The sequence below is a fragment of the Pseudooctadecabacter sp. genome, from assembly GCF_020627745.1.
In the GTDB taxonomy this organism is placed as follows: Bacteria; Pseudomonadota; Alphaproteobacteria; order Rhodobacterales; family Rhodobacteraceae; genus Octadecabacter.
The window spans coordinates 1-19336 of record NZ_JAHDGE010000005.1 but is presented as its reverse complement, the minus strand read 5'-3'; the positions used below and the strand labels follow the sequence as shown (position 1 = coordinate 19336).

19 protein-coding genes, 1 pseudogene and 1 riboswitch are annotated in these 19336 nt (G+C 60.6%); of the genes and pseudogenes, 8 read left to right on the top strand and 12 right to left on the bottom strand.

What is annotated here, in order from left to right; genetic code table 11:
* Position 1 precedes the first annotated feature (1 nt).
* Positions 2-769 carry an ion transporter gene (locus tag QZ653_RS03545; RefSeq protein WP_296417642.1) on the bottom strand — a complete coding sequence of 256 codons (768 nt, stop codon included), beginning with the start codon at positions 767-769 and terminating at the stop codon, positions 2-4.
* 68 nt (positions 770-837) lie between these two features.
* Between QZ653_RS03545 and QZ653_RS03540 the strand changes: the two genes are divergently transcribed.
* Positions 838-1488, top strand: a complete 651-nt coding sequence (locus QZ653_RS03540; protein WP_296417641.1) for a hypothetical protein — start codon at positions 838-840, stop codon at positions 1486-1488.
* On the opposite strand, the gene QZ653_RS03535 is transcribed toward QZ653_RS03540, so the two are convergent.
* The gene (locus QZ653_RS03535; protein WP_296417640.1) at positions 1442-2308 is read right to left on the bottom strand and encodes an SDR family oxidoreductase; all 867 of its coding nucleotides are present in this window, start codon (positions 2306-2308) and stop codon (positions 1442-1444) included. The two genes, QZ653_RS03540 and QZ653_RS03535, sit on opposite strands and share 47 nt — an antisense overlap.
* A gap of 104 nt (positions 2309-2412) precedes the next feature.
* Here QZ653_RS03535 and aroQ point away from each other — a divergent pair, with 104 nt between their 5' ends.
* On the top strand, positions 2413-2844 hold the full coding sequence (gene aroQ, locus QZ653_RS03530; RefSeq protein ID WP_296417638.1) for a type II 3-dehydroquinate dehydratase: 432 nt from the start codon (positions 2413-2415) through the stop codon (positions 2842-2844).
* Here the strand turns inward: aroQ and QZ653_RS03525 are convergent.
* From QZ653_RS03525 to QZ653_RS03500, 6 genes are all read right to left on the bottom strand, one after another.
* A complete protein-coding gene (locus tag QZ653_RS03525; protein WP_296417635.1) occupies positions 2841-3623 on the bottom strand; it encodes a carnitinyl-CoA dehydratase in 783 nt (260 codons plus the stop codon). The genes aroQ and QZ653_RS03525 overlap by 4 nt on opposite strands.
* Entirely contained in the window at positions 3620-5626 is a 2007-nt protein-coding gene (locus QZ653_RS03520) for an acetate--CoA ligase family protein (RefSeq protein WP_296417632.1), read from the bottom strand. Before QZ653_RS03520 ends, QZ653_RS03525 begins: the two co-directional genes overlap by 4 nt.
* Before the next feature lie 298 nt (positions 5627-5924).
* On the bottom strand, positions 5925-7088 hold the full coding sequence (locus QZ653_RS03515) for an acyl-CoA dehydrogenase family protein (protein WP_296417630.1): 1164 nt from the start codon (positions 7086-7088) through the stop codon (positions 5925-5927).
* Between the two features lie 99 nt (positions 7089-7187).
* Positions 7188-8171, bottom strand: coding sequence for a sterol desaturase family protein (locus QZ653_RS03510; protein WP_296417628.1), 984 nt, complete (start codon positions 8169-8171; stop codon positions 7188-7190).
* On the bottom strand, positions 8161-8916 hold the full coding sequence (locus tag QZ653_RS03505) for a class II aldolase and adducin N-terminal domain-containing protein (protein ID WP_296417626.1): 756 nt from the start codon (positions 8914-8916) through the stop codon (positions 8161-8163). The genes QZ653_RS03510 and QZ653_RS03505 overlap by 11 nt, the downstream gene beginning before the upstream one ends.
* Before the next feature lie 75 nt (positions 8917-8991).
* Complete coding sequence (locus QZ653_RS03500) at positions 8992-9972, bottom strand: DNA topoisomerase IB (protein WP_296417624.1); 981 nt, start codon at positions 9970-9972, stop codon at positions 8992-8994.
* 185 nt (positions 9973-10157) lie between these two features.
* On the opposite strand from QZ653_RS03500, the gene QZ653_RS03495 reads away from it, so the two are divergent.
* Together QZ653_RS03495 and QZ653_RS03490 are read left to right on the top strand one after the other, a co-directional pair.
* Positions 10158-11636 carry an AMP nucleosidase gene (locus tag QZ653_RS03495; RefSeq protein WP_412765988.1) on the top strand — a complete coding sequence of 493 codons (1479 nt, stop codon included), beginning with the start codon at positions 10158-10160 and terminating at the stop codon, positions 11634-11636.
* 143 nt (positions 11637-11779) lie between these two features.
* The gene (locus QZ653_RS03490) at positions 11780-12070 is read left to right on the top strand and encodes an HU family DNA-binding protein (protein ID WP_235262021.1); all 291 of its coding nucleotides are present in this window, start codon (positions 11780-11782) and stop codon (positions 12068-12070) included.
* A gap of 56 nt (positions 12071-12126) precedes the next feature.
* Here QZ653_RS03490 and QZ653_RS03485 read toward each other — a convergent pair whose 3' ends face one another.
* The gene (locus tag QZ653_RS03485) at positions 12127-12591 is read right to left on the bottom strand and encodes a DUF6194 family protein (protein ID WP_296417620.1); all 465 of its coding nucleotides are present in this window, start codon (positions 12589-12591) and stop codon (positions 12127-12129) included.
* Between the two features lie 76 nt (positions 12592-12667).
* On the opposite strand from QZ653_RS03485, the gene QZ653_RS03480 reads away from it, so the two are divergent.
* Positions 12668-13534 (top strand): DMT family transporter, encoded by an 867-nt coding sequence (locus QZ653_RS03480; protein WP_296417861.1) that lies wholly within the window; start codon positions 12668-12670, stop codon positions 13532-13534.
* Here QZ653_RS03480 and aroC read toward each other — a convergent pair.
* The gene (aroC, locus tag QZ653_RS03475) at positions 13531-14634 is read right to left on the bottom strand and encodes a chorismate synthase (protein WP_296417617.1); all 1104 of its coding nucleotides are present in this window, start codon (positions 14632-14634) and stop codon (positions 13531-13533) included. The genes QZ653_RS03480 and aroC overlap by 4 nt on opposite strands.
* A 72-nt stretch (positions 14635-14706) precedes the next feature.
* Positions 14707-14811: riboswitch (TPP riboswitch) on the top strand.
* A gap of 42 nt (positions 14812-14853) precedes the next feature.
* Between aroC and QZ653_RS03470 the strand changes: the two genes are divergently transcribed.
* From QZ653_RS03470 to QZ653_RS03460, 3 genes are read left to right on the top strand one after another with little or no spacing between them, the layout of a single operon-like run.
* Entirely contained in the window at positions 14854-15840 is a 987-nt protein-coding gene (locus QZ653_RS03470) for a thiamine ABC transporter substrate binding subunit (protein WP_296417616.1), read from the top strand.
* A complete protein-coding gene (locus tag QZ653_RS03465; RefSeq protein ID WP_296417614.1) occupies positions 15816-17312 on the top strand; it encodes a thiamine/thiamine pyrophosphate ABC transporter permease ThiP in 1497 nt (498 codons plus the stop codon). Before QZ653_RS03470 ends, QZ653_RS03465 begins: the two co-directional genes overlap by 25 nt.
* Entirely contained in the window at positions 17299-17991 is a 693-nt protein-coding gene (locus tag QZ653_RS03460) for an ATP-binding cassette domain-containing protein (protein ID WP_296417613.1), read from the top strand. The genes QZ653_RS03465 and QZ653_RS03460 overlap by 14 nt, the downstream gene beginning before the upstream one ends.
* Positions 17992-18042: 51 nt before the next feature.
* Here the strand turns inward: QZ653_RS03460 and QZ653_RS03455 are convergent, their stop codons facing one another.
* Positions 18043-18900, bottom strand: a complete 858-nt coding sequence (locus QZ653_RS03455) for a cytochrome c1 (RefSeq protein ID WP_296417610.1) — start codon at positions 18898-18900, stop codon at positions 18043-18045.
* Between the two features lie 16 nt (positions 18901-18916).
* Positions 18917-19336, bottom strand: a pseudogene (locus tag QZ653_RS03450) (cytochrome b); the annotation flags it as partial.

The window sequence follows — 19336 nt, the reverse complement described above, 5'->3', positions numbered from 1 at the left end:
GCTATTTGGGCAAGCGTTTTTCGATGGCCTCAAGCCGTTTGAGAACTTCGTCACGGTAGGTGTCTGTGGCTGCGTTGGATTCCTCGGCATGGGCGTCCTGCATGGAGTTCACGATCAGACCGACCAGCAGGTTCACGACAGCAAAGGTCGTGACCATGATGAAGGGCACGAAGAAGGCCCAAGCGTAGGGGAATTGTTCCATGACCGGGCGGACGATGCCCATGGACCAGCTTTCCAGTGTCATGATCTGGAACAGGCTGTAGGCCGACGCGCCAAGGCTGCCGAACCATTCGGGGAAGGCATCGCCAAACAGTTTTGTTGCCATGACAGAGCCGATGTAAAAGATCAGCGACATGAGCATGAAGACACTGCCCATGCCGGGAAGGGCTGTCAAAAATCCTTCGACCACGCGGCGCAGGCTGGGTGTGGCCGAGATGACGCGCAGCACCCGCAGGATGCGCAGGGCCCGCAGCACCGAGAAGGATTGTGCGGCAGGCACCAAGGCGATGCCGACGATGGCGAAGTCGAAGATGTTCCAGCCGGAGCGGAAGAAGGCAAACCGGTAGGCAAAAAGTTTGAGGATGATTTCGGCCACAAAGATGTAGAGACACAAGGCGTCCAACATCAGGATCAGGCCGCCTGCCGCCCCCATGACGGTGTCCGACGTTTCCAGACCCAGCAGAACCGCGTTGAAGATGATGACGCCGATGATGAACCGCTGGAACTGCGGATTTTCAACGATGGCAGTTACTCTGTCACGAAGCGTCATACTGGCGTCCCTTCCTTTGGGCCGATATGCCCATTGCAACGGGGTGAGGCAAGTGGGGAGTCTGTCGGATGCGTCTGGTTTTGATCTATCGGTGGGTCGTGTTTCTTCTGGCGGCGGGGTACTGCCTTCGGACACTTTTCTTTGGCAGTTTTGACGGATTTGGCGGGCCGTTCCGGTATCTGACCATCTGGGCGCTGTTCATGTCGTTCTTTGCGGCCAGTCGCATGATTGCGCTGGAAGAGGGTCGCACGACGCGGCGCTGGGATGCCTTTGTGGCGACCACGGCGGTGGTGAATGCCATGGTCGTGATCCTGTACTGGCGTTTGTATTTTGCGGACCCTGCATCGGTCACGCGCGACGGGCAGTTGGGGGAGTGGTGGCTGGAGATGTACATGCACGCGCTGGGCCCTGCTTTGCAGTGGATTGATGCGACATTTATCCACCGCGCTTTTCGCAAGCTGTGGAAGACGCTGGGTCTGCTGGCGGGGGTGATTGCGGGCTATGTTGTCTGGGTCGAGGCGGTTGTGCGCCCGATGAACGACAGCCCTGTGGGGGTGGTGACAAGCGGGCTGCCCTATCCGTTTCTGAATGACCTTGCGCTGGCAGGGCGCGCCACCTTTTACGGGGTGAATTTCGGTGTGGCGGTTGTTGTGCTGGCCGGATTTGCGGCCGTCAGCTTTGCGGTGCGACGCCTGTTTCCGCGGCCAGAAGAGACCTGAGGCCCGCGCGGTAATCGGGGTAAAGCAATGTCACGCCCAGTTCGTCTTTGATCCGGTCGTTCCGCACCTTTTTGCTTTCGGCGTAAAAGCTGCGGGCCATGGGGGTCATGTCGGCGTCTTCGAAGTTTTGCGCGGGCGGGACGGGCAGGTTCAGCAGTTCTGCGGCATAGGCGATCACGTCTTGCGGCGGGGCGGGGTCATCGTCGCACAGGTTGTAGATCGCACCGGGGTTTGGCCGCGCGATGGAGGCGGCGAGGACCTGTGCGATGTCGTCAACGTGGATGCGGCTGAAGACCTGACCGTCCTTGATGATCCGTCGGGCGGTTCCGTTGCGGACCTTGGCGAAGGGGCCGCGACCGGGGCCGTAGATGCCGGCCAGCCGGAAAATGTGCAGGGGGAGGTTGAGGGCCTGCCATGCGGCCTCGGCCTCGACCCGCATCCGGCCGCGTTTGGTGGAGGGGGTGAGGGGGGTTTCCTCATCCACCCAGCCGCCCTGGTGGTCGCCGTAGACGCCTGTGGTGGACAGATAGCCGACCCATTCGAACTGGTTTCGGCGGGCGGCGATTTCGTCTCTAAGCTGGCCCAAAACAGGGTCGCCGTCCTCATTTGGTCCGGCAGAGATCAGCAGGTGGGTTGCGGCCTTCAGGGCCGGGGCCAGGTCTGCACCGGGCCAGATGCGCGGTTCGGTTCCTTCGGCCATCAAGGCGGCGGCTTTGTCCTCGGACCGGGTGGTGCCGATGATGCGCCAGTCAGACGGGAGCAGCTTGGCCAGCGCGCGGGCAGAGTAGCCGTGCCCGAAGGAGAGGAGTGTTTTGGTCATACCCTCTTGGTGGCGCAGGCGGGGGGGCGGTGCAAGACGGATGTTGGGGTTTTGTGCGGGGGCGGTCCCTTGCCATGGGGCGCGTCATCGCATTAGGTCGCTGTATGAAACAGATTTTGCTTTTGAATGGTCCGAATCTGAACATGCTGGGCGTGCGCCAGCCTGAGGTTTACGGGCACGCGACTTTGGCCGATGTGGAACGGGACGCGGTGGCCCTTGGTGCGGAATTGGGTGTCGGGGTCATCTGCAAGCAGTCCAACTACGAGGGTGAGCTGGTCACCTGGATTCAAGAGGCCCGCGAGGCCATGGCGGCAATCGTCATCAACCCCGGCGCCTATACACATACGTCTGTCGCCATTCTGGATGCCTTGAACGTGTTCGAGGGGCCGGTGATTGAAATTCACATCTCGGACATTCACCAACGTGAGGCGTTTCGCCATCATTCCTATGTGGCTTTGCGCGCGGATGCGTCTGTCATCGGGCAGGGGGTGGATGGTTATGCCACCGCGTTGCGGGATGCTGTGGCGCGGCTTTAGCGCCCTTTCCAGACAGGATCGCGTTTTTCGGCAAAGGCACGGGCGCCTTCAAGCTGGTCTTCGCTGGAATAGAGCCTGTCGACGCTGGCCAGTTGCCTTTTGGTGATGCGGTTCATGGCGTCCTGAAATTTGGCATCCTCTGCATCGCGGACGACTTCTTTGATGGCGGCGTAGACCAGCGGCGGGCCGGAGGCGAGGAGGCGGGCCATATCCCACGCACGGTCCATGAGGTCAGCACCGGGATGGACGTGGTTGATCAATCCCCAGCCCAACGCCTCTGACGTGTCGAACCACCGGCCGGTCAAAAGAAGTTCCATGGCGATATGATAGGGAATGCGTTTGGGCAGTTTGACCGACGCGGCGTCCGCCACTGTGCCGGACCGGATTTCGGGCAAGGCAAAGGTCGCGTGGTCTGCGGCCAGAATGATGTCTGCGGACAGCGCCAGTTCCAACCCGCCGCCACAGCAGATGCCATTCACTGCCGCGATGACCGGCTTGTTCATGTCGCGCAATTCCTGCAGACCGCCGAAGCCGCCGACGCCGTAATCCCCATCGACGGCATCGCCATCTGCGGCAGCTTTCAAATCCCAACCGGGGCAGAAGAATTTCTCACCCGCGCCGGTCAGGATGGCCACGCGCAAATCTGGATCGTCGCGAAAATCGGCGAAGACGTCCCCCATGATTTTCGAGGTGGCCAGATCAATGGCATTGGCCTTGGGCCGGTCAAGCGTCACTTCGAGGATCGCGCCGTCGCGCCGGGTTGTGATGGGGTTTGTCATGGGGATTTCCTTATCAATGCGTCGGCTGCAACGGCACGGGTCGGGGTCACGATGAGGGGGTTGATTTCGACCTCCTCCACCGTGTCGATATTGGCGATAACATAGGTCTGCACGGCCTCGATCACGTCCAAGATAGTGTCTATATCCGCGCCTGCCTGATTCCGGTAGCCTGTCAGGATCGGATGCAGATTCAGCCGTGTTAGACACTGTGCAATGCGATTTCGGGATGCGGGGAGCAGGGTGGACGCGACATCGCGCATCAGTTCCGTATAAATCCCGCCAGCCCCGACAGAGAGGACGAACCCATGGACGGGGTCCTTGACGACGCCGATCAGCAGCTCTGCCACGGTGTCGGGGATCATCTCCTCCAGCAACATGTGATCGGTCTGGATGCGGTCTGCCGCCGCGCGCACCTGATCGGGGCCGTAAAGGTTCAGGATGACGCCGCCGGTTTCGCTTTTGTGGGCCAGCCCCGTCGCCTTGAGAACGTAGGGGCCACCGGTGGCATGGGCGATGATGTCATCCTTGGTGCCCGTCCATGACTGTGGAATGGAAACACCGCAGGCGGCCAGCGCGGCCTTTGCCGCCGCTTCGCTCAGCTCGACGGGAACTGTTGTCGGGTCAGGCACGATCAGGTCCTGCGTGGCCGGGTGCCGGGATTGGGCGGCGGTGACCGCGCTCAACGCCTCACGAAGGCCGGAGAGCGGGACAATTCCCCCGGCCATCAGACGGGTCGCGACGTCTTCGGGCATCAGTTCAGGCATGGTGGATACCATGGCAATGGTTCCGCCGGTTCTGGCGCGGGTCGCGATCGCGGCCTCGATTACGCAATCCCAGTCCGACGGGTCACAGATGTCGTCACGCGGGAAGTCAACGATCAGGAATGTCAGGGCCAAATGCGGGTCTATCATGGCGGAAAACGCCCGTGTCATCGCCTGTGTGTCGCGCCAGATGTAGGTGTGATAATCCAACGGATTGGCAAGCGCCACTTTCGGCCCCAGAGCGGCGGCCAGATCGGTGATCTGGCGGTCGTTCAGCGGCGGGAAGGTCAGGGGGGTGTCGTGGGCCATGTCGGCAATCAGGCTCGCCTCGCCGCCGGAACAACTGATCGAGGCGATGCGCGTGGACGTCAGGGGACCCGCCACGTGCAACAGTTTGAGGGTTTCAACCAGCGTGGGCAGGTCATCGACACGGGCAATGCCAAGATGGTCCAGAAGGGCCTGCGCGCCAGCATCGCTGCCCGCGAGAGAGGCAGTGTGGGATATCGCGGCGGATTGTGCCTCGTCGGATTTGCCGACCTTCAGCGCAACAAGCGGGACATTCTTTTGGTGCGCGGCACGGGCCAGGGCCTGCCACGATGGAAGGTCGCTTACCCCTTCGATATGCAGCCCCAATGCCGTCACACGCGGATCATCCAACATGGCAAGGGCGATTTCAGCCATGGAAAGTTGTGCCTGATTGCCACAGGTCACAACGTAGGCAATCGGTAACCCCCGTCGTTGCATCGTCAGATTGATCGCGATGTTGGAACTTTGCGTCAGGATTGCGACCCCACTGTCGACGGGACGACACCCGTGTTGATCGGGCCAAAGCGATACACCATCAAGGGCATTCACCATGCCGTAACAGTTAGGACCAAGGATCGGCATGTTCTTGGCTGCACTTAACAAACGCGCATTGGCGTCCTGTCCGTCCTCGGTTTCCTGAAAGCCGCTTGCAAAACAAACCGCGCCGCCCGCCCCCATGCGGGCCAGACGTTCCACCGCCCCGATCGTGGCATCGCGGTTGATGCCGACAAACGCCGCATCCGGCACGCCGGGCAGGTCTATGGCTGTTGGATAAGCAGGCAGGCCGCAGATGTCCTCTGCGCGAGGATGGACAGGCCAGATATCGCCTTGAAAGCCGGATTTGACCAACTGTTCGGTCACAGACCGACACCAGGTGCCGCCACCGATCACTGCGACCGAGGCGGGGCGCAGAAGGCGGGACAAATTGCGCGTCATCGGCGGGCCGTCCTTCCGAAGCGAGATGTCGGAGCCTCCGGCGGGAGTTTTCGGATCAGAAGAACGAGGGCCGTCGCGCTGCAATCCAGTAACGGATCATTAACCTTAATGGTCGATGAAGGAGAGGCAATCCTAGGTGGAGACCGATGGGTTGTATCAGGAGAAGCCCCCCGCGACTGTAGAGGTCCGGGGGGTGGACCTGCCTTACTTCTTCTGATCCGAAAACTCTGGGGGTGAGCGCGCAAGCGCGAGGGGGCTAGCCCCCTTTGCCCCGCCCGCAGCATGCGCTGATCGCAGATCATGCCCCCAAGGCCCGCAACACGTCGCGGCTGATGATGTGGCGCTGGATTTCGGATGTGCCGTCCCAGATCCGTTCCACCCGCGCATCCCGCCAGAACCGTTCCAGCGGGTAGTCATCCATCAGCCCCATGCCCCCGTGAATCTGGATTGCGGCATCGGTCACGCGGGCCAGACATTCAGAGGCATAGAGTTTTGCACTGGCGATTTCACGGTTCGCGGGCAGGCCTTTGTCCAACCGATCCGCGCTGGCGAGCGTCAAAAGATCCGCCGCATCAATTTCAGTAATCATATCGGCGAGTTGAAAGCTGACACCCTGGAATTTACCGATCTTCTGGCCAAACTGTTCGCGTTCCGCCGCATAGGTCAGGGCGTAGTCAAACACGCGCCGTGCGCGACCGACCGACATCGCAGCCACGGTGATGCGCGTGGCGTAGAGCCATTCGTTCATCACCGCAAATCCGCCATCGACCTCGCCCAGGACTTGTGCGTCGGGCAGGCGGCAGTCGTCAAATTCCAGAATCATGTTTTTGTAGCCACGGTGGCTGACGGATTTATACCCATCCCGAATGGTGAACCCGGGGGTGCCGCGATCCACGAGGAAGGTGGTGATGCGCTTTTTTGGTCCGCGGGGTGTGTCGTCTTGGCCGGTGGCGACAAAGACGATGACAAAATCCGCATGTTCCGCGCCGGAGATGAAATGTTTGGTGCCGTTCAGCACCCAATCCCCGCCATCGCGCACTGCGCTACACGACATGCCACGCACGTCGGACCCTGCGCCGGGTTCGGTCATCGCCAGCGCGTCCATCTTTTCGCCTTTGACCGCCGGATCGCGGTAACGTTCGATCTGGTCGCCTTCGCAGGCCATCAGAATGTTCTGGGGGCGTCCGAAGAAGTGGGTCAGCGCCATGGAGCCACGTCCAAGTTCGCGTTCGACCAGCGCGAATTCAACGTGGTTCAGGCCGGCGCCGCCCGCGCTTTCGGGGAAGTTGCAGGCGTAGAAGCCAAGGTCGATGGTCTTTTGTTTGATGTCCTGTGCGATCTCGGCGGGGACTTCGCCGGTGCGTTCGACAAGGTCTTCGTGGGGATAGATTTCGTTTTCGACGAAGCTGCGGACGGTGTCTGCGATCATCGTGTGTTCGTCGGTGAGGCCATAGATTGTCATGCGGGTGCCTTTGAAGAATGGAAAACAAGCCGGGTTAGAGCCTGTTTTGCCACCCCAAGCGCCGCGTGCTGGTCCATTTGGTCAGATCATCAACGAAGGTCATGTGCGTCTGCGCGCCTTCAGCCGTTCGGCCAATCTGGCTTTGCCAGCGGCGGTGCCGTCGTGCCAGCTGCCAAAGAGTTTGTCCCATGGCACATCCAGATTGCCGTAGTTGCATTCAAAATACCGGTGGTGGATTTGATGGTGGAAGTTGCCCAGGTGCATTCGTTTTTTGTTGCGAAACAGAACGCCTTCAAACCCGGTGTGGGTTGTGATCGCCAGAAGGCCGTAGAACATCAGGTGGAAGATGATGTGGACCGGGTGGGAGGCGATGGCGAAGTGCACCAAAACGGACCCGAAGTAGAACAGATGTTCGACGGGGTGCATGGACAAGCCGGACCACGGACCGATGTCGTTGTTGCGGTGATGCAGGGCGTGGAACCGGTACATGATGTCGGTGTGCAGAAACCGGTGCATCCAGTAGAAATAAAAACTCTCCCACACGGGGATCAGAAAGAAGATTGCAATAAACCAAACAGGGTTTGTTTGGTATGTGATCACAGAGGCGAAGCCGTTCGCCATCGCCCACCACATCCCCGCCTCAAACAGTGACCAGATCGTCACGCCGGACGCGATGGTCCAGAAGATATTGTCTTTGAGCTGGCTGGAAAAGGTGAACATGCGCCCGTTTCGGGGAAAGGGGCGTGGGTCATATTTCAGATCGGTCCCTTGCATGGCGTATTTGTGAAACCACAGGTGCAGTGATCCCGCGACAATCGACACTATTGCGGCGTTTCTGATCCAAATGCCAACAATCCAGAGGGCCGGCGTTTGGGTGCTTTCGAGTGTGGGGCTGGCCCAGGTGAACGCGGCGAACGCCAAGCCGACGATCATCATATTCACCGTGATGAAGAACCAGCTGTCAAAGTACCATTTCGCAGCCGCCAGCGGTTTCGGGGGCCATTGCCACAGGGGCGACACCATGATGGGGGTGTCGGGCAGGTGGTTCCACTCCGCACGTTTTGGGGCGGTTTCAGCTGGCATAGTCACTGTTTTCCCCATCAAGGATCAGTTTGAGTTCGGTCAGGTGACGGGTGTCCTGATCCGGGTAGTCTTCAAGTTCCTGCGCGGTTTTTTCGGCCACATCGTCGGGCAACACGCGCAGGGGTTGGCCGGTTTGCAGCGCGCGGATGTAGGTTTCGGCGGCGCGTTCGAAATAATAGAGCCTGTTGAAGGTTTCGGCGACGGTGGCGCCGATGATCATGATGCCGTGGTTGCCCATGATCATGACCTTCTTTTTGGGGTCGGTCAGGAGGGCGGCACAGCGTTCGCCTTCTTCTTCAAACGCGAGGCCGCCGTAGCCGTCGTCGATGACGTAGCGGTTGAAGAAGGTGGCACAGTTCTGGTCGATCGGGGGCAGGCGGCTGTCCGCGAGGGACGCCAGCACCGTCGCATGGATCGAATGAACATGCATCGCGCAGCGTGCGTGGGGGCAGTGGCGGTGGATGCCGCCGTGCAGGCCCCATGCGGTGGGGTCGGGCGCATTCGGCCCCTCAAGCGTGCGGGGGTCGTTGGCATCCACCACAAGCATGTCGGACGCCTTGATGCGCGAAAAGTGCATCTGGTTGGGGTTCATCAGGAACTGCGTGCCGTCATCGTTGATGGCGAGGCTGAAATGGTTGGCGACGCCTTCGTGCATGTTCAACCGTGCGGTCCAGCGAAAGGCGGCGGCCAGATCGACACGGTCTTGCCAGTGGTCAAGGTTGGGGCGCAGGTGCGAAACGGCCATTGTAATCTCCCTTACCGGGGGAGGCTGGCAGGTCCGTTTGCGTCTGGCAAGTCCGGGGGCGTCACGGCGGTGTCGCTAGGTGGACAGAAAGGTCAGCAAGGCGGCCTCCGACTGACGCAGATTGTCGACGTCTTCGCGATTGTCGATCAGCGCCGCGCGGTCTTCGGGCGGCATTTCAGCAAGGTCGATGACCTGAGGGTGGATGTAGCTGTTGCGCGCGATGGTCGGGGTGTTGGCAAGGCGGTCGCTGGCCGCTTCGGCCATGGTTTTGATCGTCAGATCGGGGGTTTTCACAGCGACCTCAAACGCGGCGGTGGTGCCGGCCCATGTGCGGAATGTTTTGGCGGTCAGGCGGTCGTCACCGGTGATGTCCTGCAGGGTCGCATTGATGGCGTCGGCGGTGATGCTGCGGGGCGCGCCGCTGTCGTCGATCCATGAAATAAGATCGGCGCCGGGCAGGTCCTGCAGACGGTTCAGGACGCGATTTAGGGTCTGGTCGCGCAGGCGTTTGCGCACGGATTTTCCACCCTTTCCGGTGTATGAGAGCCTGATTTCACCATCTGTCAACGACAGGTGCTTTGGTTTGAGGGTCGTCGCCCCATAGGTTCCGTTTTCGGCGGCATAATCGGCGGTGCCCACACGGATGGCTGTCCGGTCGAGAAGGGCCAGCACGGCGGCGATGGCATAGGACCGGTCACCGGGGTCGTCCTTCAGGTCGGACAGGATACGACGGCGGATGCGGGGCAGCATAGCACCGAAATCGGCCAGCGCGTCGAACTTTGTCAGGGCGCGAAAGGCGGTCCAATCCTCATGGTAGCGGTATTGTTTGCGGGCGCGGGCGTCGCGGCCTGTGGCCTGTAAATGGCCGTTGATCTTGGGGCTGATCCAGACGTCTTCATAGGCGGGCGGCACGGCCAGCGCATTGATGCGTTTGCGTTCCTTCGCGCAATCAATGCTGGTCCCGTCGGGGGCAAGATATGACCATCCGCGCCCCCGTTTGCGGCGGCTGATGCCAGGGCGGTCATCGCCATAATAGATCAAATCGGGGCTTATCATGCAGCTTAACGCGAGGTTTGACCCGTGGTTCCCCCTTTTGCAATGCAGCTATGACTTGCAGAGGGGGGCGGACCGGTGGCACATTGGGCCATGAAAAGACGATCACACCACCGCCCATCCGCCGCAGAACCGTCTGCGGCGTTTTTCGTACAGGGCATGAAAAACAAGAAAGGGAGGCAAACTCCATGATGACACAGACACCAAAGCCGCAGGTCATAAGCCCCGAGGTCCCCAACCCGGAGGCGTTCCGCGATGCCGCCGCCGCCGTCGCGCGCCTGCGTGAGATTTACGACATTTCCGTCCGGTTTCTGACCGAACAGTTCGAGGAAAAGGTTGCAGGGCCAAAGCCTGATGCGCGGTATCGGGCTTTCTACCCCGAGATCCGCATAGAGACGACGACCTTTGCGCAGACGGATTCGCGTCTGTCCTTCGGCCATGTTGCGGGGCCGGGCACGTATTCCACCACGGTCACACGGCCTGATTTGTTCGAGGGTTATCTGAAGCAGCAAATCGGGCTGTTGATTGAAAACCATGATGAGCCGGTGATCATCGGCGCCTCCGACACGCCGATGCCGGTGCATTTCGCCGTGACCGGTGAGGTGACGGTGCCGCAGGAGGGATCGCTTGAATACACGCTGCGCGATGTGTTTGATGTGCCCGATCTGGCGACGACCAATGATGACATCGTGAACGGCGTGGATTTCCATTACCCAGACGGGTCCAGCCCGTTGGCGCCGTTCACGGCCCAGCGGATTGATTATTCACTGGCGCGATTGCAGCATTACACCGCGACGCGGGCGGAGTATTTTCAGAACCACGTGCTGTTCACCAACTACCAGTTCTATTTTGAAGAGTTCGAGGGGTTCGCCCGTGCCATGCTGGCCGACAAGGACAGCGGGTATACCGCGTTTGTCGCGACCGGCAATCAGGTGATTACGGAGCATGATGCGACACTGGTTATGCCGGAAAAGATGCCTCAGATGCCGACGTATCACCTGTGTCGGGCGGACGGATCGGGGATCACCCTTGTCAACATCGGCGTCGGGCCGTCCAATGCCAAGACCGCGACAGACCATATTGCGGTGCTGCGCCCCCATGCGTGGTTGATGGTGGGCCATTGCGCCGGTTTGCGGAATTCGCAGCGTTTGGGGGATTTCGTGCTGGCCCACGGGTATCTGCGCGAAGACCACGTGCTGGATGATGACCTGCCCGTCTGGATGCCCATTCCCGCGCTGGCGGAAATCCAGATCGCGCTGGAGGAGGCGGTGGCCGACGTGACCGAGTTGGAGGGGTTCGAGCTGAAGCGCATCATGCGGACAGGCACCGTGGCCACCATCGACAACCGCAACTGGGAACTGCGTGACCAGTCCGGTCCGGTGCAACGATTGTCCCAATCCCGTGCCATCGGGCTGGATATGGAAAGTGCGACGATTGCCGCCAACGGATACCGGTTCCGCGTGCCCTATGGGACGTTGCTGTGCGTATCGGACAAGCCGCTGCATGGGGAATTGAAGCTGCCGGGCATGGCATCAGATTTCTACAAAACGCAGGTGGCGCGGCATTTGATGATCGGAATTCGCGCCATGGAACGTCTGCGTGAGATGCCGTTGGAGCGTATCCACAGCCGGAAATTGCGGTCATTTGAAGAGACTGCGTTCCTCTGACGGGGCGGAATTCGGGAAAAACCCATACAATATGCGGTTTTTCCCTTGTAATGTTGCACAAAGCGTTGTGGAACATAGCGACATACAGTTTACTGACGGGGCAATAAGCCCCAGCCAATAGGGCAGAACGAGGAGATCTAACAATGGCGACGAAACCAATGACCAAGACGCAGCTGGTTGCTGCTCTGGCTGAAAAAATGGACACAGACAAAAAATCCGCATCCGCTGCACTGGACGCGATCACTGGTCTGATCACTGACGAAGTATCCGGCGGCGGTGCCGTGACCCTGCCCGGCGTTGGCAAAATCTACTGCCGTGAGCGCCCCGAGCGTATGGTGCGCAACCCTGCCACCGGTGAGCAGATCAAGAAAGAAGCCGACAAGGTGGTCAAGATGACCATTGCGAAGGCACTCAAGGACAGCGTGAACGGCTAACGTTCCCATCCTTTACCTGATAAAGGGTCGCCCATAACGGGCGGCCCTTTTTCGTTTCAGCCTTTTGCGATGCGTTTGTCGAACGCGGCTTTTGCTTTTGCGTAGGCGGCGATCAACATCGGATTCAAGGTTGCAAGGGACTGTTCTGAAGGGTTCAGGATGGAAACCCAAGACATCCAGCCATAGACGGGATGGGGTGTCAGGACATCGGGTGCGGTGAAATCCCATGGGCCTTCGACGATCCCGCCTTTGCCAGGCCGTTTGGGCGGTGGGCCGAATTCAGCAATGAACAGGTCCTTGCTGGTTCCGATGTTGAGGCGAAAGATGCCAGCGCGATCAAGGTTTGACGCCTTGTCGTTGGCCCCGTCTTTCGATTTGACGGTTGCGAAATAGACACCCCGTGGAAGGCGTCCGCCGGGATTGTAGAACAGAGACTGTTCACCCCAAGCAGCCACGATGCGTGTGCCATCGAAGCGGTGCGCGAGGGACTGGATCAGTCGGGTTTCGGGAAGATCGGTCATTTCGCGACCCTAGCATGGACCTGCTGACACCGTCATGTCACCAGTGTGGACAAAGGAAGGGCCAAGGATGGGAAAGATTGACGGCAAGGCCGTGCTGATGGGCGTGGTGTTCGGGTTGATGTGGGCGTCGGCGTTTACGTCAGCGCGGGTGATCGTGGCCTACGCGCCGCCGCTTTATGCGCTGGCGATCCGGTTCCTGATTTCGGGTGTGATTGGCGTCGCCGTAGCCCGTGCGATGGGGCAGTCGTGGCATCTGACGCGCGCGCAGTGGGGGGCGGTTGTGATCTTCGGGATCAGTCAAAATGCGCTGTATCTGGGTCTGAATTTTGTGGCCATGCAAACGGTAGAGGCGTCATTGGCGGCCATTGTTGCGTCGACCATGCCGCTTCTGGTGGCCTTCGCCAGTTGGGCGGCCTTTGGCGAGAGGATCAGGCCCTTGGGCGTGGCCGGATTATTGGCCGGTGTGCTGGGTGTGGCATTGATCATGGGCGCGCGGCTGCAAGGACAGGTCGATCTGTTCGGGCTGGGTCTGTGCGTGCTGGGGGTCGTGTCTTTGACTGTCGCGACACTGTCTGTGCGGGGGGCCTCCAGCGGCGGGAATTTCCTGATGATCGTGGGGCTTCAGATGCTGGTGGGATCGGCGATGTTGTGGCTCCCCGCTGTGGCGTTTGAGGATTTTGCCGTGACGTGGACGTGGCAGCTGGGCGTGGCCTTTGCCTATACGGTGCTGATCCCGGGGCTGGCGGCCACGTTGATCTGGTTTCTATTGGTGGACCGGATCGGTGCCACGCCAGCGGCGGTGTTCCACTTCCTGACGCCCTTCTTTGGGGTCAGCATTGCAGCCTTGTTGCTGGGGGAGGAACTGGGGTCCCTCGACGTGGTGGGCGTGCTGATCATCACCGCCGGTATTCTGGCGGTTCAATTGAGCAAACAGAAAACCTAGCCGATCTGTCCGCGCAGACCGCCGGTTTGCCCACGGTCCAACAGGATGTGGTCAAGGATCACGGCGGCCATCATCGCCTCACCCACGGGGACGGCGCGGATGCCGACGCAGGGGTCGTGGCGGCCTTTGGTGACAACCTCGGTCGGGGTGCCGTCCATGCGGATCGAGGCGCGGGGGCTGAGGATCGAAGATGTGGGTTTGACCGCAAAGCGCACGACGATGTCCTGCCCCGTGCTGATGCCACCCAAGATGCCACCGGCATGGTTGGAGGAATATTCCGGCCCGTTGGGACCCATGAAAATTTCATCCGCGTTGGCGCGACCGGTGAGGCCAGCGGCAGCCATGCCTTCACCCACCTCGACGCCTTTGACGGCGTTGATGGACATCATCGCGGCGGCGAGATCCGTGTCTAACTTGGCATAAACCGGCGCGCCGATACCGGCGGGCACGTTTCGCGCCACAACCTCAATCATCGCGCCGACGGAATTGTGGTCATCCTTGCGCAGCCAGTTGAGGTAGTCTGTCCATTCATCCACGGCCCGCGCATCGGGGCACCAGAAATCATTGCCATCAATGGCATCCCAATCGAACCGGTCGCGGTCGATGTGCTTTTCACCCATCTGCACCATGTAGCCTTTGATCTGCACATCGGGCGCGATGGTTTTGATCGCCTCACGGGCCACACCACCGGCGGCCACGCGGGCGGCGGTTTCACGGGCGGAACTGCGCCCGCCTCCGCGATAATCCCGCAGGCCGTATTTCTGGTGGTAGGTGATATCGGCATGACCGGGGCGGAAGGTGTTGGCGATATCGCCGTAGTCCCTTGACCGCTGATCGGTGTTGCGGATCATCAGCTGGATCGGTGTGCCCGTCGTCGTATCCTCAAACACGCCGGACAGGATTTCCACCGCATCCGGTTCATTGCGCTGGGTTGTCATTTTGGACACGCCGGGGCGGCGTTTATCAAGCCACTGTTGCAACATCGGGGCCGTCAGCGCCACGCCGGGGGGGCAGCCATCGACCGTCGCACCCAAGGCAGGCCCGTGGCTTTCGCCCCAGGTGGTCACACGAAAGAGGTGTCCGTAGCTGTTCATGCTCATGCGATGGCTCCTTTGGGGCGTGGATAGCTGTGCAGGCGGCCCTTGCCAAGTGGTGCGCCGCGCCTTACGTCTGTGCATACCTCGGGGGGCTTCGTGATGAAGCTGAGATGCCACAGTGGCGGACCCGTTGAACCTGAACCGGTTAAGACCGGCGGAGGGAAGGTAACGGGTTCAAAACCCAATGCCCCCACCGTCCGGCGCATTGAGAGGATAGAACCGATGAAAAAGACCCTACTCACTGTCGCAGGACTGTTTGCTGCCACCACCGCCTTTGCGGATGGCCACGCGAACACCCTGACAGTTTATGCCCCCGATTATTTCGGGTCCGAATGGGGCCCCGGCCCTTCGATTGAGGCCGCGTTTGAAGAACAATGCGGCTGTGATCTGGTGTATCAGACCGGCGACGTGTTGCCGCGCCTGTTGCTGGAGGGGGAGAACACCGAGGCCGACGTGGTCATCGGCCTGAACACCGACGTCACCAAACGCGCGCGTGAAAGCGGGTTGATGGCACCCCATGGCGTGGATTTGTCCGCGTTGACCTTGCCGATTGACTGGGACGACGACACCTTCGTGCCGTTCAACTACAGCCACACGGCGTTTATCTATGACAACACCAAGCTGGACGGTTTCGACAGCTTCGAGGCGTTGCTGAATGCGCCCGACGACGTGCGGGTGGTCATTCAGGACCCGCGGTCGTCTATCTCCGGCCTTGCATTGGTGCTTTGGGTGCAGGCTGTTTATGGCGATGAGGCCGAGGCCGCCTGGGCGCGCCTTGCCCCAAAAATCGTGACCGTGACGCAGGGCTGGTCCGAAAGCTATGGCTTGTTCACCGATGGGGAGGCCGATGTCGTGTTGTCCTACACAACGTCGCCTGCCTATCACATCATCGCCGAAGAGGATTTGACCAAATCCGCCGCGATCTTTGATGAAGGGCATTATTTCTTTGTCGAACTTGCCGCAAAGGTCGAAGGCACGGACAACGCGGATCTGGCGGATCAGTTCATGGCGTTCATCCTGACGCCGGAATTCCAGAACCTGATCCCCACGACCAACTGGTCCTTCCCCGCTGCCCTGCCAGAGGCCGATTGGCCCGAAGGGTTCCAGACCCTTCCCCGGCCTGAAACTGTCCTTTTCTACAGTGAAGACGAGGCAGCAGCACTGCGCGATACAGCGATAGACGCGTGGCGCACCGCCTTGTCTCAATAATTCCGGCGCTGATCGTCGCGGGGCTGGTGATTGGCCCTGTGGCGGCGGTGCTGTGGCGGGGCGGTGGGTTCACCGCCCTGTCTGATGCAGATGCCGACGCAGTTGCGTTCACGGTGTGGCAGGCCTTTTGGTCGGCCTTGATCAGTGTTGTGTTGGCGGTTCCGGTGGCCCGTGCCTTGGCACGGCGTCAGTTTCCGGGGCGCGGGGCCCTCATTGCCGTGATGGGGGCCCCTTTCATTTTGCCAGTGATCGTGGCGGTTTTGGGTCTCGTCGCGGTCTTTGGCGGGCGGGGTGTGATCAATGCTGTGCTGGGGCCATTGGGGCTGCCGCGTCTGGATATTTACGGCGCGCATGGTGTCATTCTGGCCCATGTGTTTTTCAATTTGCCACTGGCCGTCCGGTTGATCCTGCAAGGGTGGCTTTCGATCCCGTCCGAAAGGTTTCAGGTCGCCGCATCCCTAGGCGCGCCGTTGTTCTGGCTGTTGGAATGGCCGATGTTGAAACGCATTGTGCCGGGGGCCTTTGCGGTGATTTTCGTGATCTGTCTGGGATCGTTCGCGGTGGCGTTGACGCTGGGCGGTGGGCCACGCGCGACAACGGTCGAGTTGGCGATCTATCAGGCGTTCAAATTCGACTTCGACCTCGGCAAAGCCGCGTCGTTGGCAGTTGTCCAACTGGCGTTGGGCCTGTGCGCGGGATTGGTGGCGTTGCTGTTGGCGCGGGGCGACATGTTGGGCGCGGGGTTGGACCGAGTGGTCCAACGCTGGGACGGCAGCCGTGTTCTGGACGCGGTCTGGATCGGGTTGGCGGCGCTGTTCTTACTGGCGCCCCTGGGGGCGCTTGTGGTGGCCGGTGTGCCGGGTCTTGCGCTGTTGCCAGAGGGTATCTGGGCCGCTACGGGGCGGTCTGTGATGATCGCGCTGGGGGCTGTGGTTCTGACCATGGCGCTGGCTTTGCCGCTGGCGACCAAAGCGGGGGAGGCCGCGTCGTTGTTGGGGATTTCGGTGTCCGGTCTGGTTCTGGGGACCGGAATTTTCCTGATTGTGCAGCCCTACGTCCGGCCCGCGTCGGTGGCTTTGCCTGTGACATTGCTGGTGAATGTGCTGATGTCGTTGCCGTTCGTGCTGCGTATTCTACGGACGGGAGTCGACGGCGCGAAGGCGGATTACGGGCGGCTGGGCGCGTCGCTGGGCCTGCGGGGGTGGGCGCTGTGGCGAATTGCCTATCTGCCACGTCTGCGGCGGCCTATGGGGTTTTCCGCAGGGCTGACGGGGGCCTTGGCCATGGGGGACCTTGGGGTGATCACATTGTTTTCGCGCCCCGGACAGGGGACATTGCCGCTGGCGATGTATGAATTGATGGGGCGCTATCAGATGGACGCGGCCTATGGTGCGGCACTGGTGCTGGTGGGCACGTCGCTGGCGCTGTTTTGGGTGTTTGACCGTGGAGGGCGCGTGAATGCTGACGTTTGAAGGGGCCGCGTTCCGGCAGGGAGATTTCACGCTGGAGGCGGATTTCGAGATTGTGGCAGGCGGGGTGACAGCGGTGATCGGCCCGTCGGGGGCGGGCAAGTCGACGTTGCTGCACGGGATTGCGGGGTTTGTGCCGCAGGTGGCGGGGCGGTTGATGTGGGACGGACGAAACATCGCGGCAGCACCGCCGCAGGACCGGCCTGTGTCGATGCTGTTTCAGGACAACAACCTGTTTCCCCACCTGACGGTGATGCAGAATGTGGCCTTGGCCTTGGTGCCCAAGGTGCGGCCCGGTCGGGAGGTGCAGGATCGGGTCGAGGACATGCTGGCGCGCGTCGGGCTGCAAGGGCTGTCCGCCCGCAAACCTGCGGGCCTGTCCGGTGGTCAACAAAGCCGCGTCGCGCTGGCGCGGGCGTTGTTGCAGGACCGGCCTGTGATGTTGATGGACGAGCCGTTCAGCGCCCTTGGCCCTGCCCTGAAGGACGAGATGCTGGATTTGTCGGTATCTTTGGCAAAAGGGCGGACCGTCGTGATGATCACCCATGATCCGGCGGATGCAGGCCGGATTGCAGATGCGGTGATCGGTGTGGTGCCGGGGCGGGCGTTGTCGCCTGTTGCCACGCAAACCTTTCTCACCGATCCACCGGTCGAGATGCGGGACTATTTCAGCCCCCTTTAACGCAAAAGGCCCGCCAAACTGGCGGGCCTTCCTATTGGGATCGAAAGACGTTTAGTCTTTCTTCTTGTGCGGTGCCCAGATGCGTTTGTTTGTCAGGTACAGCAGCACGGACAGCACCGTCAGGAAAATGACGCCCGTCAGGCCAGCCTGCTTGCGCGCCATCATCTTGGGTTCGGCTGTCCACATCAGGAAAGCTGACACGTCCATCGCGATTTCCTCAAGCTCGGTCGAGTGGCCGTCTTCGTAGAATACGTCGTCACCATAAAGAGGGGGTGCCATGGAAATCCAGCTGCCCGGATATTTGTGGGAGCCGTCTTCGTAGGTGCATTCCTCAGGATAACCACCGGCGGCGAAGGCCGTGTTGTAATAGCCGTCCATGGGTGTTTCCATGTTGGCCGCACATTCGGGTTCTTCCGCGTATCCGGTCAGCAGGGAGGTGATGTATTCAGGGCCGCCCATGCCGTTGATGAACTGGCTGATACCGGTGCCGTAAGGGCCGTGGAAACCTGCACGTGCCTTGGCCATCAGGCTGAGGTCGGGTGCATTGCTCAGCTGGCTTTCGGGGAATTTATCCGCAGGCGTGGCGGCGCGAAAATCGCCTTCGCCGTCAAACAGCAGCGGATCGAACACTTCGTAGAATTCCGCATAGGCACGCATCTGGTCTTCGGGCAGCATGGGGCCACCTTCGTCAGACAGGTTGCGGAAGGCCACGAATTTCAGGCCGTGACAGGCGGAGCAAATCTCAGTGTAGACCTGCAAACCGCGCTGCAACTGGTTGGTGTCAAAGGACCCGAAAGGCCCTTCGAAGGAGAAGTCGTAGTTGATGACTTCGCTGTCACCGGCGGCATGTGCAGCGCCCGAGGCAAGGCCAAGGGCAACTGCTGCGGTGAGGGTGAGTTTACGGAACATCAGTCTTTGTCCTTTCTCACTCGGCCGGTTCGACGATGGTATGGGTGCCACCGACTTTCGGCGCGTAGTGCGCGTTGAAATCATCCTCGATGGTCGCGGGGGGTGTCGTCGGCTTTTCGATGACGCCCAGAAGCGGCAGGATTACGAGGAAATAGGCGAACCAGTAGGTGGCACCGATCAGAGCGATGATCGGGTAGATGCCCTCAGCCGGCATGGCACCGACCCACATCAGGACGATGAAGTCCACGACGAGGATGGCAAACCACCACTTGAACATCGGGCGATACCGACCGGAGCGGACGGACGATGTGTCCAGCCACGGAGCCAGTGCCATCACCACGATCGCGCCGAACATGGCGAGCACGCCGAAGAACTTCGCGTCGATGATGCCGAAGGACACCCATTCAGCGATGATCACGACCCAGACGGTGTTATC

Bases quoted from the DNA above. Each gene is read 5' to 3' on its own strand.
- aroQ (WP_296417638.1), top strand. From the start codon at position 2,413: ATGAAACAGATTTTGCTTTTGAATGGTCCGAATCTGAACATGCTGGGC.
- QZ653_RS03515 (WP_296417630.1), bottom strand. From the start codon at position 7,088: ATGACAATCTATGGCCTCACCGACGAACACACGATGATCGCAGACACC.
- QZ653_RS03460 (WP_296417613.1), top strand. From the start codon at position 17,299: ATGCTGACGTTTGAAGGGGCCGCGTTCCGGCAGGGAGATTTCACGCTG.
- QZ653_RS03520 (WP_296417632.1), bottom strand. From the start codon at position 5,626: ATGACGCGCAATTTGTCCCGCCTTCTGCGCCCCGCCTCGGTCGCAGTG.
- QZ653_RS03455 (WP_296417610.1), bottom strand. From the start codon at position 18,900: ATGTTCCGTAAACTCACCCTCACCGCAGCAGTTGCCCTTGGCCTTGCC.
- QZ653_RS03505 (WP_296417626.1), bottom strand. From the start codon at position 8,916: ATGGCCGTTTCGCACCTGCGCCCCAACCTTGACCACTGGCAAGACCGT.
- QZ653_RS03535 (WP_296417640.1), bottom strand. From the start codon at position 2,308: ATGACCAAAACACTCCTCTCCTTCGGGCACGGCTACTCTGCCCGCGCG.
- QZ653_RS03510 (WP_296417628.1), bottom strand. From the start codon at position 8,171: ATGCCAGCTGAAACCGCCCCAAAACGTGCGGAGTGGAACCACCTGCCC.
- QZ653_RS03500 (WP_296417624.1), bottom strand. From the start codon at position 9,972: ATGATAAGCCCCGATTTGATCTATTATGGCGATGACCGCCCTGGCATC.
- QZ653_RS03495 (WP_412765988.1), top strand. From the start codon at position 10,158: ATGATGACACAGACACCAAAGCCGCAGGTCATAAGCCCCGAGGTCCCC.
- QZ653_RS03485 (WP_296417620.1), bottom strand. From the start codon at position 12,591: ATGACCGATCTTCCCGAAACCCGACTGATCCAGTCCCTCGCGCACCGC.
- QZ653_RS03540 (WP_296417641.1), top strand. From the start codon at position 838: ATGCGTCTGGTTTTGATCTATCGGTGGGTCGTGTTTCTTCTGGCGGCG.
- QZ653_RS03470 (WP_296417616.1), top strand. From the start codon at position 14,854: ATGAAAAAGACCCTACTCACTGTCGCAGGACTGTTTGCTGCCACCACC.
- QZ653_RS03490 (WP_235262021.1), top strand. From the start codon at position 11,780: ATGGCGACGAAACCAATGACCAAGACGCAGCTGGTTGCTGCTCTGGCT.
- QZ653_RS03545 (WP_296417642.1), bottom strand. From the start codon at position 769: ATGACGCTTCGTGACAGAGTAACTGCCATCGTTGAAAATCCGCAGTTC.
- QZ653_RS03525 (WP_296417635.1), bottom strand. From the start codon at position 3,623: ATGACAAACCCCATCACAACCCGGCGCGACGGCGCGATCCTCGAAGTG.
- aroC (WP_296417617.1), bottom strand. From the start codon at position 14,634: ATGAGCATGAACAGCTACGGACACCTCTTTCGTGTGACCACCTGGGGC.